This is a genomic window from Janibacter limosus (assembly GCF_004295485.1).
GTDB classification, from domain to species: domain Bacteria; phylum Actinomycetota; class Actinomycetes; order Actinomycetales; family Dermatophilaceae; genus Janibacter; species Janibacter limosus_A.
In genome coordinates, this window is sequence record NZ_CP036164.1 from 3,403,311 (window position 1) to 3,418,044 (window position 14,734).

At 72.5% G+C, this 14,734-nt stretch carries 17 protein-coding genes; 7 read left to right on the plus strand and 10 right to left on the minus strand.

Annotated elements, in window-relative coordinates; all coding sequences use genetic code 11:
* Positions 1 to 38: 38 nt before the first annotated feature.
* Positions 39 to 713: a helix-turn-helix transcriptional regulator gene (locus tag EXU32_RS16365; protein ID WP_130630855.1), complete on the minus strand. Its 675-nt coding sequence runs from the start codon at positions 711 to 713 to the stop codon at positions 39 to 41.
* A gap of 88 nt (positions 714 to 801) precedes the next feature.
* Between EXU32_RS16365 and EXU32_RS16370 the strand changes: the two genes are divergently transcribed.
* Genes EXU32_RS16370 through EXU32_RS16380 form a run of 3 tightly spaced genes read left to right on the plus strand, consistent with a single transcriptional unit; the run spans position 802 to position 3,100 of the window.
* Positions 802 to 1,269 (plus strand): DoxX family membrane protein, encoded by a 468-nt coding sequence (locus EXU32_RS16370; protein WP_130630856.1) that lies wholly within the window; start codon positions 802 to 804, stop codon positions 1,267 to 1,269.
* Positions 1,266 to 1,904 carry a GTP cyclohydrolase I FolE gene (folE, locus tag EXU32_RS16375; protein WP_130630857.1) on the plus strand — a complete coding sequence of 213 codons (639 nt, stop codon included), beginning with the start codon at positions 1,266 to 1,268 and terminating at the stop codon, positions 1,902 to 1,904. Before EXU32_RS16370 ends, folE begins: the two co-directional genes overlap by 4 nt.
* Entirely contained in the window at positions 1,901 to 3,100 is a 1,200-nt protein-coding gene (locus EXU32_RS16380) for an NAD(P)/FAD-dependent oxidoreductase (RefSeq protein WP_130630858.1), read from the plus strand. The genes folE and EXU32_RS16380 overlap by 4 nt, the downstream gene beginning before the upstream one ends.
* Positions 3,101 to 3,145: 45 nt before the next feature.
* Here the strand turns inward: EXU32_RS16380 and EXU32_RS16385 are convergent, their stop codons facing one another.
* From EXU32_RS16385 to EXU32_RS16395, 3 genes are all read right to left on the minus strand, one after another.
* On the minus strand, positions 3,146 to 3,490 hold the full coding sequence (locus EXU32_RS16385; protein ID WP_130630859.1) for a DUF2200 domain-containing protein: 345 nt from the start codon (positions 3,488 to 3,490) through the stop codon (positions 3,146 to 3,148).
* Between the two features lie 81 nt (positions 3,491 to 3,571).
* A complete protein-coding gene (locus EXU32_RS16390) occupies positions 3,572 to 4,681 on the minus strand; it encodes a hypothetical protein (protein WP_130630860.1) in 1,110 nt (369 codons plus the stop codon).
* Positions 4,678 to 5,790, minus strand: a complete 1,113-nt coding sequence (locus EXU32_RS16395) for a hypothetical protein (RefSeq protein ID WP_130630861.1) — start codon at positions 5,788 to 5,790, stop codon at positions 4,678 to 4,680. The genes EXU32_RS16390 and EXU32_RS16395 overlap by 4 nt, the downstream gene beginning before the upstream one ends.
* A gap of 119 nt (positions 5,791 to 5,909) precedes the next feature.
* Here EXU32_RS16395 and EXU32_RS16400 point away from each other — a divergent pair, with 119 nt between their 5' ends.
* From EXU32_RS16400 to EXU32_RS16410, 3 genes are read left to right on the plus strand one after another with little or no spacing between them, the layout of a single operon-like run.
* On the plus strand, positions 5,910 to 6,500 hold the full coding sequence (locus EXU32_RS16400) for a TetR/AcrR family transcriptional regulator (protein ID WP_130630862.1): 591 nt from the start codon (positions 5,910 to 5,912) through the stop codon (positions 6,498 to 6,500).
* On the plus strand, positions 6,497 to 8,041 hold the full coding sequence (locus EXU32_RS16405) for an MFS transporter (RefSeq protein WP_130630863.1): 1,545 nt from the start codon (positions 6,497 to 6,499) through the stop codon (positions 8,039 to 8,041). The genes EXU32_RS16400 and EXU32_RS16405 overlap by 4 nt, the downstream gene beginning before the upstream one ends.
* 34 nt (positions 8,042 to 8,075) lie before the next feature.
* On the plus strand, positions 8,076 to 8,834 hold the full coding sequence (locus tag EXU32_RS16410) for a HEAT repeat domain-containing protein (RefSeq protein WP_130630864.1): 759 nt from the start codon (positions 8,076 to 8,078) through the stop codon (positions 8,832 to 8,834).
* A gap of 15 nt (positions 8,835 to 8,849) precedes the next feature.
* On the opposite strand, the gene EXU32_RS16415 is transcribed toward EXU32_RS16410, so the two are convergent.
* Entirely contained in the window at positions 8,850 to 9,434 is a 585-nt protein-coding gene (locus tag EXU32_RS16415) for a TIGR03086 family metal-binding protein (RefSeq protein ID WP_130630865.1), read from the minus strand.
* A gap of 52 nt (positions 9,435 to 9,486) precedes the next feature.
* On the opposite strand from EXU32_RS16415, the gene EXU32_RS16420 reads away from it, so the two are divergent.
* On the plus strand, positions 9,487 to 9,798 hold the full coding sequence (locus tag EXU32_RS16420; RefSeq protein WP_207233836.1) for a GNAT family N-acetyltransferase: 312 nt from the start codon (positions 9,487 to 9,489) through the stop codon (positions 9,796 to 9,798).
* A 29-nt stretch (positions 9,799 to 9,827) separates the two neighbouring features.
* Here EXU32_RS16420 and EXU32_RS16425 read toward each other — a convergent pair whose 3' ends face one another.
* The 5 genes from EXU32_RS16425 to EXU32_RS16445 form a co-directional block, all read right to left on the minus strand.
* A complete protein-coding gene (locus EXU32_RS16425) occupies positions 9,828 to 11,234 on the minus strand; it encodes a dihydrolipoyl dehydrogenase family protein (RefSeq protein WP_130630867.1) in 1,407 nt (468 codons plus the stop codon).
* The gene (locus EXU32_RS16430) at positions 11,231 to 11,623 is read right to left on the minus strand and encodes an ankyrin repeat domain-containing protein (protein ID WP_130630868.1); all 393 of its coding nucleotides are present in this window, start codon (positions 11,621 to 11,623) and stop codon (positions 11,231 to 11,233) included. The genes EXU32_RS16425 and EXU32_RS16430 overlap by 4 nt, the downstream gene beginning before the upstream one ends.
* Before the next feature lie 79 nt (positions 11,624 to 11,702).
* Positions 11,703 to 12,893: a winged helix DNA-binding domain-containing protein gene (locus tag EXU32_RS16435; RefSeq protein ID WP_130630869.1), complete on the minus strand. Its 1,191-nt coding sequence runs from the start codon at positions 12,891 to 12,893 to the stop codon at positions 11,703 to 11,705.
* Between the two features lie 3 nt (positions 12,894 to 12,896).
* Positions 12,897 to 13,577: a class I SAM-dependent DNA methyltransferase gene (locus tag EXU32_RS16440; protein WP_130630870.1), complete on the minus strand. Its 681-nt coding sequence runs from the start codon at positions 13,575 to 13,577 to the stop codon at positions 12,897 to 12,899.
* A 117-nt stretch (positions 13,578 to 13,694) separates the two neighbouring features.
* Positions 13,695 to 14,501, minus strand: a complete 807-nt coding sequence (locus EXU32_RS16445) for an NlpC/P60 family protein (RefSeq protein ID WP_130630871.1) — start codon at positions 14,499 to 14,501, stop codon at positions 13,695 to 13,697.
* Positions 14,502 to 14,734 lie beyond the last annotated feature (233 nt).

Consider the following 14,734-nt stretch of genomic DNA (forward strand, 5'->3'; position numbering starts at 1 on the left):
CGACCCGCAGACCCACTCCGCGACCAACCCCCGTCTGATCACTCCCGCCGGTGCACCCGCACGCAGCACCGGCCGTCGCCGGGCTCGAGCCGGGCGTCCGCCCGCGCGCACCCCATGCCGTCGGCGACCCCCTGCACGTAGGACTCGTTGAGCCCGCACACCAGGGCTCGGTGTCGGTCGGCGAGGGCGTCGAAGGGGCAGTTGTGCAGCTCCAGCACGCCATCCTCCTCGCCGGGCTCGTACCCCTGGCCGGCGAGGGCCGAGGTGAGGTCCTCGATGCTCGCCGGGTCGTCGTGGGGTGCCGCCTGCCCGGCCTCGATGCCGTGGTCGCGGGCCGAGTCCTGCAGTGCCGCGTCGAGCGGCTCGCCCGCGCTCGCCCGGGTCACCGACGCCGCGAGGATGTCGCCGACCAGGTCGTAGCGGCGCGGCGGCAGCGAGAGTGCGAACTCCTGCCGCGAGCGGCGGTAGAGCTTGCTCGGACGGCCGGCGCCGGGGCCGGTGCGGCCGGTGAGCCGGCGGTACTCCACCTCGAGCAGTCCCTCCTCGACGAGGCGGTCGAGGTGGAAGTTGGCCTTGTGCGGGCGCAGCCCGGTGGCGGTGGCCGCCTCCTCCCTGCTCACCGGCTCGCCCCGGCCCACGACGTACTCGTAGAGCTCGCGGCGGGTGTCGTCGGACAGCGAGCCGATGCCGGAGGCGAGGGAGCGAAGGTTCATACCCCCACTCTAAAACACAATGTCGTTGACACAAGACATGGTGACGGGTCTAAAATCGAATCACATCTTGTTTAGAAGGAGTCCCGTCATGAGCGCCACCACCGCACCCCGTTCCCCCTCCCACAACGCCCTCGCCACCCCCGACATCTCGACGAAGGGAGCCCAGCGCGCCTTCCTCCTGCTGCGCACCGTCTTCACCATCGCGCCGATCGTCTTCGGCCTCGACAAGTTCGCCAACGTCCTCACCGACTGGCCCGCCTACCTCGCGCCGTGGATCGACAACATCGTCCCCGGCGACGCCCAGCAGGCGATGTACATCGTCGGCGTCATCGAGATCGTCGCCGGCATCGTCGTCGCGACCCGCCCGCGCTGGGGAGCCCTGCTCGTGTCCGCTTGGCTGATCGGCATCATCGTCAACCTGCTGACCTACAGCGGCTTCTACGACGTGGCCCTGCGCGACTTCGGCCTCCTCGTGGCGGCCCTGTCCCTCTACGTCCTGGCGACCCCGGACCGCGTCACGGCCCGCGCCGCCACCGATCGCGGGACCAGCGCATGACCCCCGCACCCTCGCCCGCAGCAGGTCACGACGCCCGCGAGGCGTCGCGGCCGCACCTGCGGGTGGCCGGCACGCACCCTGCGGTCGACCCGGCCGCTGCCGAGGCGGCAGCCGCCGCCCTGCTCGCCGCCCTCGGGCTCGACCTCACCGCCGAGCATCTCGCCCGCACACCGCACCGGATGGCCCAGGCGCTCATCGAGATGACGAGCAGCGAGGACTTCGAGCTGACGACCTTCCCCAACGACGAGGGCTACGACGAGCTGGTCCTCGTGCGCGACATCCCGGTCCAGTCGGTCTGCGAGCACCACATCCTGCCCTTCACGGGGGTCGCCCACGTCGGCTACCTGCCGGGCGAGCGCATCCTCGGGCTGTCCAAGTTCGCCCGGATGGTGGAGTGGCACGCCCGTCGCCCGCAGACCCAGGAGCGGCTGACGCATCAGATCGCCACCCACCTCGACGACGCGCTCGGCCCGCGGGGCGTCGGCGTCGTCGTCCAGGCCGAGCACACCTGCATGACACTCCGCGGGGCTAGGGTCGCAGGGACGGCCACCACGACCTCAGCACTCTTCGGACGACTTCGGGAAGACCCGCGCAGCCGCGCCGAATTCCTCGCACTCACCAGGAGCACGCCATGACCATCGCCATCATCGGGGCCGGCCTGACCGGCGCCAGCGCCGCCGCCGAGCTGCGCGAGCAGGGCTACGACGGGGACATCGTCCTCGTGGGAGCCGAGCCGCACGCACCCTACGAGCGACCGCCGTTGTCCAAGGACATCCTCCTCGGCAAGGGCACCGCCGCCGATGCCGCGGCCAAGGACGAGGGCTGGTACGCCGACAACGGTGTCGAGCTGATCACCGGCACCCGTGTCACGGCACTCGACACCGCGGCCCGCACCTTCGAGGTCGACGGCCGGACGATCTCCTACGACGACCTGCTCATCGCCACCGGCGCCACCTCGCGGCACCTGCCGATGGCCGATGAGTCGGGTGTGCCGGTCGCCTACCTGCGCACCGTCGAGGAGTCCGAGGAGCTCAAGCAGCACCTCGGCGGCAGCCTGCTCATCGTCGGTGCCGGCTGGATCGGCCTCGAGGTCGCGTCGGCCGCCAGGGCGGCAGGTGGCGCGGTCACCGTGGTCGAGAGCGCCCCCCTTCCCCTCGTGGGCGCGATCGGTGAGGACATGGCGCGCGTCTTCGCCGACCTGCACCGCGAGCACGGCGTCGACCTGCACCTCGACACCTCGCTCACCACCCTCGAGCAGGACGAAGGGGGGACCCGCGCCGTCCTCTCCGACGGCACCGAGGTGCGCCCCGACCTCGTCCTCGTCGCCATCGGCGCCGTGCCCGACACCGCGCTCGCCGAGGCGGCCGGGCTGGAGGTGGACCACGGGATCCTCGTCGACGCCCGGCTGCGCACGAGCGACCCGCACGTCTACGCCGCCGGCGATGTCGCCCACCACGACCACCCCGAGCTCGGGCGACTGCGCGTGGAGCACTGGGACACCGCGATCAAGCAGGGGCAGCACGCCGCCCGCAGCATGCTCGGTGGTGAGGAGCCCTACGCCCGTCAGCCGTACTTCTTCACCGACCAGTACGACCTGGGCATGGAGTACGTCGGCCACCTCGGGCGTGAGGGCTACGACGAGATCGTCGTGCGTGGTGACCACGCCAGTCGGGTGCTCAACGCCGTCATGATCAGCGACGGCACGGTCGTCGCGGCCATGCACACCAACGACTGGGACGCGACCGACCACCTGCGCGCCTGGCTCGGTCGCGACGCCACCGATCGGCTGCGGGACACCTCGGTCGCGCTGGCCGACACCTTCGAGGGGTAGCCGCCGCCCTCGCGGGTCTGCCGCGGGCGTAGGTGAGGGGCTGGGTCAGCCGCGCAGGACCTTGTCCATCGCCTTGCCCTTGGCCAGCTCGTCGACGAGCTTGTCGAGGAAGCGGATCTTCTGCATCAGCGGGTCCTCGACCTCCTGCACCTTGACCCCGCACACCGAGCCGGTGATCAGGTCGGTGTGCGGGTTGAGGGTCGCCGCGTCGAAGAAGTCGGCGAAGGTCGTGCCCGCATCCAGGTGACCCTGCAGCGTCGTCTGGTCGAAGCCGGTGAGCCACCGGATGACCTCGTCGACCTCGGCGCGGGTGCGCCCCTTCTTCTCGACCTTGGTCACGTAGAGGGGGTGGACGTCGGCGACGGCGGTGGTGAAGATGCGGTGCTGCATGTCATCAAGCGTAGGTCGCCGGACCCGTGGAGTAGGCCGGTGCCCGGCGCGGCAGCCTCCGCGCAGGTGGAGGGAGGGTTCTCACTTCCCACCGTCGAGCGGGATCGAGAGGTGCATCGCCACCGTCCGCGGTGACTCCTTGCCCTCGAGCGTGAGGGCCTGGTCGACCGACAGCTCGCGAGGCGGGGTGTCGGCATCGACCGCGAAGACCGCGCTGCCCACCCGCGTATCCACGAAGCGGTCATCACCCAGGCCCGTGGAGCGCTCGGGCTCGGCCCCGTCGAGGGTGACCTCCAAGGGGCCGGCCCGGTCGACGGACCGGTACCTCTCGCCGTCCCTGACCCCGCTGGCTGACGCCATGTGCATCCCGACCGTCGCCCATCGCTGCCCCGACGCCGCCCAGCCCAGCTCGGGGTCGTAGGGACGGATCGTCAGCGGCCGGACCGTGATCGTGGCGTCGTTGCGGTCGACCTGCCAGGTCGAGCCGGGGTCGGTGCCCAGGTGGCACCCTGCGCCCTCCCCGCACCCGGTGTCGATGGTGGACGTGGGCGAGTAGATGCCTGCGGCGAGGCCGGTGTCCAGCTCGCCGGTCGCGATGTCGAGGGTCTGGGTGACGCCGTCGTACTCGACCTCGATCGACAGGTCGGCAGCCCGCTCGACCCCGACGAGCGACATCGGGGGATGGGTCTCGCCCTCGGGCGAGCGCAATGACATCAGCGGGCCGTCGGCCAGGTCCAGCGACCGCTCGCCGGCCACGAGCCGGATCGTGATGGGCACGGCCTGGATCTCGGCGCTGCTGCCGCTCGTCGCCGGCCGCACGCTCCACGACACGGGGACGAGGGTCGCTCCAGCGGTGGCTCGCACCGGGTCGTCGGAGCGTTGGGCGCGATCGGCGTCCGGGACGTCCTCGAGGTCCACCAGCGCGCTGTCGATCTCCTCGACGGGCTGGCCGACGCGCAGGGTGACCGTGGCGCTCGGCACGATGACCTCGTGGACGTCGCCGTTGTAGGGGGCGGCCTGCAGGGGGAGCTGCTCGCCGACCGAGACGACGTGGGAGGAGTCCGGCGACGTCGTCGCCGCCAGCGTCACGAGCAGCACGAGGACGGCGAAGAGCGCCGTCAGGGCCAGCTTGACCTCGCCCGGGGTGGCGCGTGGGTGGGTGTGCCGGCGTGGGTGTCGTCCCGGGCTCATCGCAGGTCCTCCTCGGGCACGGTCGACTCCAGGCGCATCCGCTCGTGGCCGGAGGCCGCGGGGTCGTCGGGTCGGGCGTCGACGTCGAGCCGCAGGACGAGGTCACCCGTGGAGCCCGTCTCCGCCACCTCGAAGACCAGCATGCGGGGGTCGTCGGGGTCCTGGAAGGCCAGGGTTCCGGCGTTGACGGCGTTGACGTCGACCGGGGCGACGACGGGCTCGGCCCCGTCGAGCCGTCCCGTGAGCGTGTCGGTGGCATTCCACCTCTCGCCGGCCGGGCCGTCGACCGCGGGGACGTCGTCGTGGGCCGCGACGACGAGGTACTCACGCCCCTCGGGCGCCCACCCGACCCCGTCGACATAGGGCGTGCGGAAGGTCGCCTTGACCGTGCAGGCCAGGTCGTCCAGGCCTTCGGGCGGTCGCAGCGACGAGTGGTCGGTGCGGCGGGCCGGGCCGCACGCGACCTCGTCGGGCCGGCTGGTCGAGCTCAACGTCGGCAGCTCGGCCAGGCCGGTGGCTCGTCCGGCGCTCACCGTGCCGTCGGCGTGCACGGTCTGCTCCTCGCCGTCCACGAGGACGGCGACCTCGAGCTCGCTCGGGCGGCCCGGGACGGCGACCCACCGGCTGCCCGTCGAGCCGACGAAGGCGTCGTTGGGGTCGAAGCGCAGCCCTCCGGGACCGCTCAGGGGGTACTCGGCGCCGTCGGCCCGCAGCACGACCTCGACCTCCGCCTGCAGGGGACGGCCGGTCGCGGCGAAGGCCAGCTGGGCGGGCTCGGCCGCACGGGCATCGACCCGCACGAAGCTGCCACCCTCGGGTGGCGCCACGTCGACGGCGTCGTCCAGGATCGTGGGGAGCTCGCGCTGGGGAGTGCCCACCGCCACCTCGATCCGCGCCCACGGCAGGGAGACCGCGCCGGCGTGCGGCAGCTCGTCCTCGGCGAAGGGATGGTCGTAGACGTGGCCGACGTCGGCGACGGGGCGGGGGTCGCCCCCTTCGCCCAGCGTCGTCACGGCGAGCGCCAGGACCAGCGCGATGACGGTCCCGACCGCCAGGGTGGCGACGACGCGCCACCAGGACGGGAGCTCGGTGCCGGTGTCGGATGCCATGGGGGCACTGTGCCACCGCGGTCGTGGGGTGGCGATGGGGAACGCTCCCCGTTTGCGTCACCCACGGCGATCATGTACACCTGTACATGTACGTCTGTACAGGATCGAAGGGAGGAGCCGTGGGCTCCCAGCAGGACCGGCCGGCACCGGGGCGACGCGACCCCGAGGGGCGTCGTCGCGCGATCATCGCGGCCGCCGCCGAGCTCATCGTCGAGGGTGGCGCCGCGTCGATCACCCATCGCGCAGTCGCCGCGCGGGCCGAGGTCTCACTCGGCTCGACGACGCAGTACTTCACCTCCCTGGACGAGCTGCGCGAGGCCGCGCTGCAGGCTCTCGCCGAGGACGTCGACGTCGACCTGGCGCGGGTCGCAGACCAGATCCTGCCGCTCGAGTCCGCGCCCGAGCGGTTCGCCGCAGTGATGCACGAGTTCCTCACCGACACCCGGCAGGTCCGCGCCGAGATCGAGCTCATGGGGTCCGGCATGACCGACCCTCGTCTGCGCGACATCGCCCGTCGGTGGACCGATCGGCTCACCGAGATCCTCACCGAGCACGTCGGCCGGGAGGCAGCGGAAGCCATCGCGGTGTACCTCGACGGCGTGACCCTCCACGCCGGCCTGCACGACGAGCCGATCCCCGCCGACGCCATGGCCCGCACCCTCCGAGCCCTCATGACCATCCCCCCGAGCGAAGGGAGTGACCCCCGATGACCACCACCCTCACGACCTCCGTGGCCGAGCCGGTGTCCACCCGCCGCGCCTGGGCTGCCGTCGCCGTCCTCAGCGCCAGCCTGCTCGTCGTCACGATGGACATGACGATCCTCAACATCGCCCTGCCGGAGATGTCCGCCGAGCTGCGGCCGACTGCCACCCAGCAGCTGTGGGTCGTCGACGTCTACTCCCTCGTCCTCGCCGGGTTGCTCGTCTCCTTCGCGGCGATCGCCGACCGGATCGGCCGCAAGCGGATGCTCATGACCGGGTACGCGATCTTCCTCGTGGCCTCGCTCCTCGTGCTCCTGGCTGACTCTGCGGAGTCCGTCATCGCCCTGCGCATCTTCTTGGGTGTCGGCGGCGCGATGATCATGCCCAACACCCTCTCGCTCATCCGGGTGATCTTCACCGACGCGAGCAAGCGGGCGACCGCGCTGAGCATCTGGGCCGCGGTGTCCGGTCTCGGGGCGGCCGTCGGGCCCTTCGTCGGAGGCTTCCTCCTCGAGCACTTCTCCTGGCACGCGGCCTTCCTCGTCAACGTGCCGCTGATGATCGTCGCGATCATCGCCGGGCTGCTGATCCTGCCCGAGTCCAAGGTGGTCGGCGCCGGACCGTGGGACGCCCTCGCCGCAGCGCTGTCACTGGTCGGCATGGTCCTCGTGGTGTGGGCGCTGAAGGACTTCGGCAAGAAGGCGACCTTCGCCGACCCCGCCGCGCTGCTCGCCCTCGCGGTCGGCATCGGCGCCATGGTGTGGTTCGTGCTCCGCTGCCTGCGCAGCGCGCACCCGCTGCTCGACATCAGGCTCTTTCGCAACCGACCCTTCTCCGCCGGCATCATCGCGGCCCTCGGCACCACCTTCGCCATGCTCGCCGCGCTGCTGCTGCTCACCCAGTGGCTGCAGCTCGTGGACCACTCGAGCCCCATCGAGTCGGGCATCAAGCTCATCCCTGTCGCGCTAGCGGCCGCGGCCGCCTCACTCCTGGCCCCGCCGCTGGCCCACCGCATCGGTGCGCGGGCCGTCCTCGCCGGTGGCCTCGCCATGGCCGGTGTCGGCCTGCTCGTCGTCGGCTTCGGCCCCGATGTCCTGACCTATCGCCTGGTCCTCGTCGCGATGCTCTTCGTCGGGACCGGTACGGGGTCGCTGGCCATCGCCTCGGCGATGATCATGCTCGGCTCGCCCGAGGACAAGGCCGGCAACGCAGGCGCACTCGAGGAGACCTCCTACGAGCTCGGCGGGACGCTCGGTGTGGCCGTCCTCGGCAGCATCTCGGCCCTGGTCTACAAGGACCACCTCGCCGGCTCGAGAGTACTCGAGCAGGCCGGCCCGGAGGCCGCCCGACAGGCCCAGGACTCGCTGGGCGCGGCCACCGCCACCGCCGACCGGCTCGGGCTGCCCGCCCTCGCCCACGACGCGGGGGCCGCCTTCACCCAGTCGCTCCAGACGGCCGGCCTGGTCGGTGGGGTCCTCATGCTGGTCGTGGCGGCGACGGTCTTCGTCCTGACACCGCGCGGGACGGACATCGGGGGCACGACGCACTGAGCGGCTGCTCAGGGTCGCGGGTAGCGTCCCGACCATGAGCAGCTCTCTCGAGCGGGCCCTGCGGGCCGCGCGCCACGACGACTCCTCCGTGCGGCAGCGGGCCGCCTTCTGGCTCGGTACCCACGGCGACGAGTCGATCGCCGAGGAGCTCGTGTCACTGCTGGTCACCGAGCCGGACTTCTACGTCCGCGAGACGCTCACGTGGGCAGTGGTGACGAGGTCGGTGAGCACCTACCCGCTGCTGGTGCAGGCGCTGGCCGACCCCGGTCCCGCCCGCGTGCAGGTGCTCCACGCCCTGAGCAAGATCCGTGAGCCGGCCTCGGTCGCCGAGATCCTGCCCTTGGCCGACGACGAGGACGATGCGGTCGCGGCCAAGGCGTGGTGGGCGCTCGGGCGCATCGGGACCCCGGGCGCCGTCGCGGCACTCGTCGACCATCTCGGTGACGAGGACGAGTTCCGTCGCCGAGAGCTCACTCGGGCCCTGGAGCAGGCAGGCGAGGCTGCGGTTGCCGGGCTGGCGACCAGGCTGGACGACGCGGACGCGTCCGTGCGACGGCACGCGGCCGAGGTGCTGCTGGGCATCGGTGACCCCGCTGCCCGAGTGGCCGCCCCGGCGCTCCTGCGCGTCGTCGAGCACGACGACAAGGAGGTCGTCCTGCCCGCGATCGAGGCACTGGCCGAGCTCGGCCTGCCCGAGGTCGACGACGTGCTGGTCCGGCTGCGGGACGGCGAGGACGCCTGGCTGTCGATCACGGCCGGCTGGCTGCTGACCGATCGTCACGAGCGGACCTGAGCCGCGGACCGACGGTCAGCCGCGGTCCCAGGACCGCCCGAGGAAGGCGGCGAGCCGGGTCGTCGGTCCCGCTCCGGCGGGGGCCTCGACGGGGGTGCCGAAGGGCATCCCGGACCCACGGGGTGCCTCGGCCAGCGCGCGCTCACCGATGGCGTGGGCCTTGGCCGCCAGGGCCGGGTCGGCCTCGGGGTCCTGACCTGTGGCGACGGCCAGGTCCCACCCGTGCGCCACGGTCTCCATGACGAACCCGCCCAGCGCGGCCCCACCCGGAGCCGGTCCCCACGGTGCCGTGAGGGTGGTCGTGAGGAGCGCGTCGTCGCCCCACGCGCCCAGCGCCGCGGCGGCCTCCTCGCGGTAGCGCTCCCCGACGCCCTCCTCGTCGATGGCCACCTGCGGGGGCAGCTCGCGCCGGTTGCCGCCCGCGGCGACGGCCGTGACCTTGGCCGGGAGTGCCGAGATGTGCTGGAGCAGGCCGCGGACGTCGTACTCGGTGCACGGTGTGGGGGAGTCGAGCTGATCAGGTCGCACGGCACTGATGAGGTCGGCGACCCAGGTCTGGGCGGTGTCGAGATCGGGACGGAAGTCTGAGATCTGATCCATACTGATGATCGAACCCCCGACCCCCGACAGCGTCAACTGCCCAGGAGCTCACGTGCCGGACATCGTCGTCACCGACCACGCGGACAAGGGCCGCTTCGAGGCTCATCAGGGAGTGGTGCTCGTCGGTTTCGCCGAGTACCAGCTCACCGACGACCTCTACGTCTTCACCCACACGCAGGTCGACCCGGCGCACGAGGGCAAGGGTGTCGGTGGGGCGCTGGCCCGAGGCGCCCTCGACCAGGTGCGGGCGGAGGGGACGCGCCAGGTGCTCGCGGTCTGCCCCTTCATCGAGTCCTGGATGGCCAGGCACCCCGACTACGCGGACCTCAACCTGCGCGCGGCCCCCTCCGGCCCGGTCGACTGAGCGCCCGCCTCACGCCGGGCACGCCGCTCTCACGCCGGTCTCCGCAGCTCGACCGGCAGCTCCTCGAGCAGGCGCAGCCACACCTCGGCCGAGGTCGGATAGCTCGGCACCGCGTGGCGCAGGACGTGGACCGGGACCCGGCCGGTGATCGCCACCGTGGCAGCGTGGACGAGCTCGCCCACGTCCGGCCCCACGAAGGTCGCTCCGAGCAGCAGACGAGTCCGCCGGTCGACGACGATCTGCGCGGTGCCCGAGACGTGATCGCGCAGCAGGGCCGCGCCGGCCACCCCGGACACGGGGGCCGACGAGACGACCAGGTCGTGCCCGGCATCGCGGGCCTCCTCCTCGGTCATCCCGACCGACGCCACCTGTGGGTCGGTGAAGACCACCTGCGGCACGGGGGCGTCCTCGACCACGGCGGGTGCCGGGGCGCCCGTCGCGGAGGCGGCGATCTGGGCCCCGACGACCCGCGCCCGGTACTTGCCCCAGTGGGTCAGCGGAGCGTCCCCGCTGGCGTCACCGACGGCGTGGAGCCACCCGGGCAGACGGCCCTCGAGGACGTCGTCGGCGGTGAGGTCGACCGTCTCCAGCCCGACGTCGTCGAGGCGGGGTCGTCGACCGGTCGCGACGAGCACCTCGTCGGCCTCGACCGCACCGTCGTCGGTCTCGACCGTGACCGGACCGCCGTGGACCCGGCCGACTCCGGTGTCCTGCGGGTCGGGTCGGGTGCAGCCGGTGCTCGACGTCGACAACCGGACGTCCACCCCCTTCGCCCGCAGGGAGTCGGCGATCTCCCGGCCGACGAAGGGCTCCAGCCCGGACAGCAGCCGCTCGCCGCGCACGAGCATCGTGACCTGCGAGCCGATGGCGCTCATCCACGTGGCCGCCTCGCACGCGACGACGCCACCGCCGATGACCACGAGACGGTCGGGCACCTCGACGACGCCGGTCGCGTCGCGTGACCCCCACGGCCGCACGTCGACGAAGGGAGCGGGGACGGCGGGTGCGCTGCCCGTCGCGATGACCACGGCGTGCCGGGAACGCAGCCGCCGGGTGCCCTCGGGCCCGGTGACCTCGACGAGGCGGTCACCGACGAGCCGGCCGTGCCCGCGCACGGTCGCGATGCCCGTGTCGTGGGCCCACCGGACCTGCCCCGCGTCGTCATAGGACGAGACCCAGGCGTCACGTCGGGCCAGGAGCGCGTCGCGGTCGACCTCGGTGGGGTGCACCCCCGGCAGGTCGTGCGTGGTGCCCGCGACGGAGATCGGTCGCAGCAGCGCCTTGCTCGGCATGCAGGCCCAGTAGGAGCACTCGCCGCCGAAGAGCTCGCCCTCGACGAGGACGGCGCCGAGGTCGGTGCCCTCCGTCGCGTACTGCGCCGCGTTCTCGCCAACGGGGCCGCCGCCGATGACGACGACGTCGTACTCGTCGGTCATGACGTCCTCTCCTCGAGCAACGCGGCCTGACCGAACATCTCGGCGGTCGCCCGGGCGGTGGGTGTCCCGGCGTCTGGATCGGCGCCGTGATCGAGCAGGACGGCGACCACGTCGGGCTCAGCCTTGAAGATAGCGCCCGCGAGCGGGGTCTGGCCGCGGTCGTTGGGCCGGTTGACGTCGGCCCCTCGTCGGACGAGCTCACCGACCAGCCCGGCGTGGCCGTGATAGGCCGCGAGCATGAGCAGGGTGTTGCCCGCCGGGTCGGCGAGGTCGGCGGGAGCGCCCGCGTCGACATAGGCGGCGACCCGATCGGTCTGGCCCTCCCGCGCCCAGTCGAAGAGCTGGTGGGCCAGGTCGACGGCTGCCTCGTCAGGGGTTTGCTCGCTCATCCACCCAGTGTGCCGGGCGAGGGTGGCACCCGCCAGCGACCACCGTCGGACCGCGGCGAGCCGTCTGCCGACCGGCCACTCAGGGGAGTGCCTCGCCCTTCATCAGTCGTGAGCTGTAGACATTGGTGATCCGCACCCCGTCGAGCCAGGCGGTCAGCCGCTGCGCCTCGAGGGCGAGGGCGGACCTCCCTTCGCCACCGAGGTCGGTGCCGGGGCACTCGACGACGGACACGACGCCGTCGTCGTCCTGGACCCAGGCGCCCACGATCCGGCCGTCCCACCACGCGGTGCTGCCGCCGTTGCCATTGCTGTCGAAGAGCAGCTCGCGGTGCGCCGGGTCGAGGTAGGCCTCGCGGTGCCTCCACCCCATCGTCGTCGGGTCGAGGGTGGGTAGCAGCGCGGCCCACGGGGAGACGTCGGCGACCGGGTCGAGGTCGTCGGGCAGCACCCATCCGGTGCGCTCGCGCTCGAGGGCGACCTCGACGGCACCGACCGCGGTGAGGGCCGCCCGGGTGGCGCCCTTGGTCGCGCCCAGCCACCACTGCACGTCCTCGAGCGTCCCGGGGCCGAAGCGGGCCAGCCAACGTCGCACGAGCTGGGCATAGGCATCGTCGAGGGGCAGTGGCGCGATGCTCTCGCCGAGCCAGTCGGGCAGCAGCGTCCAGGCCGGTTTGGACAGTCGCCAGTGACCGGCGTTGGGCCCCCGGGTGAGCCTCCCCTCGGCGCCGAGCCACGTGAGCACCCGGGGAGCGAGGTTGAAGGTGCCGCCGTAGCGCTTGTCCGCGTTGACCGTGATGGCGCCCGACAGCTCGGGCAGCTCCTCACGCAGGGCCCTGGCGGGGAGCGCCGGCGAGCCGGTCAGCCGGTCGACGACGGCCGCGCCGGCGGCGTCGAGCCAGGCGTCACCGTCGGCGGCGATGCCGTGCCGTGCGGCATCGCGGGCGATGAGGCGCCGTTGCTCGGGCGCGATCCGTGAGAGCGCGACGCCCAGTGCCGCCGGAAGCAGGTCGCGGGGGAAGGCGAAGAGGGTCCGGCGCATCGCCAGCTGCTTGACGAGCGAGCGGTCCTCGTAGAGCGCCGTCTCGACGTCGGCGGGGGTGGTGCCCCTGGTCCGGGCGCCGACGGCCAGGTGGACGGTCGCCGCCTCGGTCGCGTGGAGGCAGACGACCGCCTCGGCGGCACCGACCGGACCGCTCGCCCGGTGCTCGGGGTGCAGCCCGTGCCGGACCGCCAGCCGGGCGCGGCGCTCGCGGTCGTCGACCAGACGCACGACTCAGGCCTTGCGCGCCACGGCGAGGAAGACGGAGTAGTCGCGGCCCTCCTTGACGACCTTGCCCGCGTCGCCGACGCTCACGTCGGTGAGTCCGGCCGCCTCGATCTGCGTGGCCAGCTCGTCGCGCGAGAACCCGTGGTGCCCGCCGAAGTCGTGGTCGTGGAAGCTGCCGTCCTCGCGGTCGAGGTCGGCGATGCAGAGGTGACCTCCGGCATCGAGCAGCTCGGCGAAGCCGGCGAGCACCCGGTCCAGCTGCTGCACGTGGTGCATGACGTTGGACGTCAGGACGAGGTCGAAGCGGTCGGTCGGGACCGGGGCCGACTCGAGGTCGAGGTCCCACACCCGGGAGGGCGAAGGGAGGGCCCCCGCCTCGACCTTGTCCGCCAGGACCTGCCGCATGCCCGAGGAGTTGTCGGCGAAGGTGAGCGTGGGCTCGACGAGGTGCGGCAGGAGGGCGGCGGTCACCAGGCCCGTGCCGGCGCCGTACTCGAGCACCCGGGCACGGGCAGGAAGGGAGATCGCGGCCGCGATGGCCTCGGCGACCTCACCCGACTGCCGGAGCTTGTCCGGGTCGTCGTCCCAGGTCGAGGCCCGGTCGTCGAAGTGCCCGCTGCCCGAATGACCTGCGTGGCCCTCGTGCCCGTGCCCGGTGTGCTCGTGTCCCTCGTGTCCGCTGCTCATGTGCCAACCCTGCCACCGGGTTGGGACAACCGACAGGGGAGCGCAACGCCGAAGGGCCCCGACCGTGACGGTCGGGACCCTTCGGTGGTGTCGACGCGGTGCGTCGTCAGTGGTGGATCAGAAGCGACCGTACGTCACGTCGTCGGTCCAGATGTCGCGCTCGCTGACTCCGGTGCTGGGGTTGCCTGCGTCGATGATCTTGCCGTCTCCGGCGTAGATCCCGTTGTGGTACGCGGGGTTGCCGAAGAAGACGATGTCACCGGGCTGTGGGTCGGAGACCGGGGTGGCCGCCGCCTGCTGGTCCTGGGTGGTGCGCGGCACATCCTTGCCGGCAGCCTCGTACACGTGCTGGACGAAGCCCGAGCAGTCGAAGCCCGAGGTGCTCGTGCCGCCCATGACATAGGGCGTCCCGACGAGTCCGCGGGCCGTCTCGACGATCGAGGAGTCCGATGCCGGGCTGCTCGTCGAGGCAGCGGCGGTCTCGGAGGAGCTCGCCGTCGACGTCGTGGAGCCACTCGACAGGCCCATCCTGGAGCCCGTCTCGCTGCCGACGATGCCGTCGGCCGACAGTCCGTGGTCGTTCTGCCAGCTGATGACGCCCTGCTCGGTCTCGCTGCCGAAGACGCCGTCGGAGGTGACGCCGACCTTGTCCTGGATCTGCTCGACGACGATGCCACGGTCGCCGACGCGCACGACGTCGTCGAAGGACGAGCTGCTGGTCGCGGTGCCGGCGCTCGGTGCGCTGGCGGTCGAGGTCGACGACGCCGGTGCCTCGGGTCCGCCCTGGGCGGCGGCGCCCGTCGCGGTCATCATCGATGCTCCGAGGCCGAGGGCCGTTGCGGCGAGGACTCCGGCGCCAGCGCGGTGCGCGGCGGTCCGGTGCGTGCGACGTGCGCTGTGACGCGCGGTGTGGAAGGTACTCATGTAGATCTCCTGCGCCCGCGGCGAGCTCTGCTCCACCACGCCTACCGGCACTGCAGGGGAAACCTCCGGGGTGGTAGGTCACGGCGTGCCCCGAAGTACCCCGACGCGTGTCGGGGCCGCGGAGAACACTAGGCCATTTGGTCACGAAATGGTAACGAGCGCTTGGGGTGGCGCAGCTCGTCGACATCCACCCCGTCGCCGCCCGGCATGCGCCTCGCGACGTACGCCGGGTG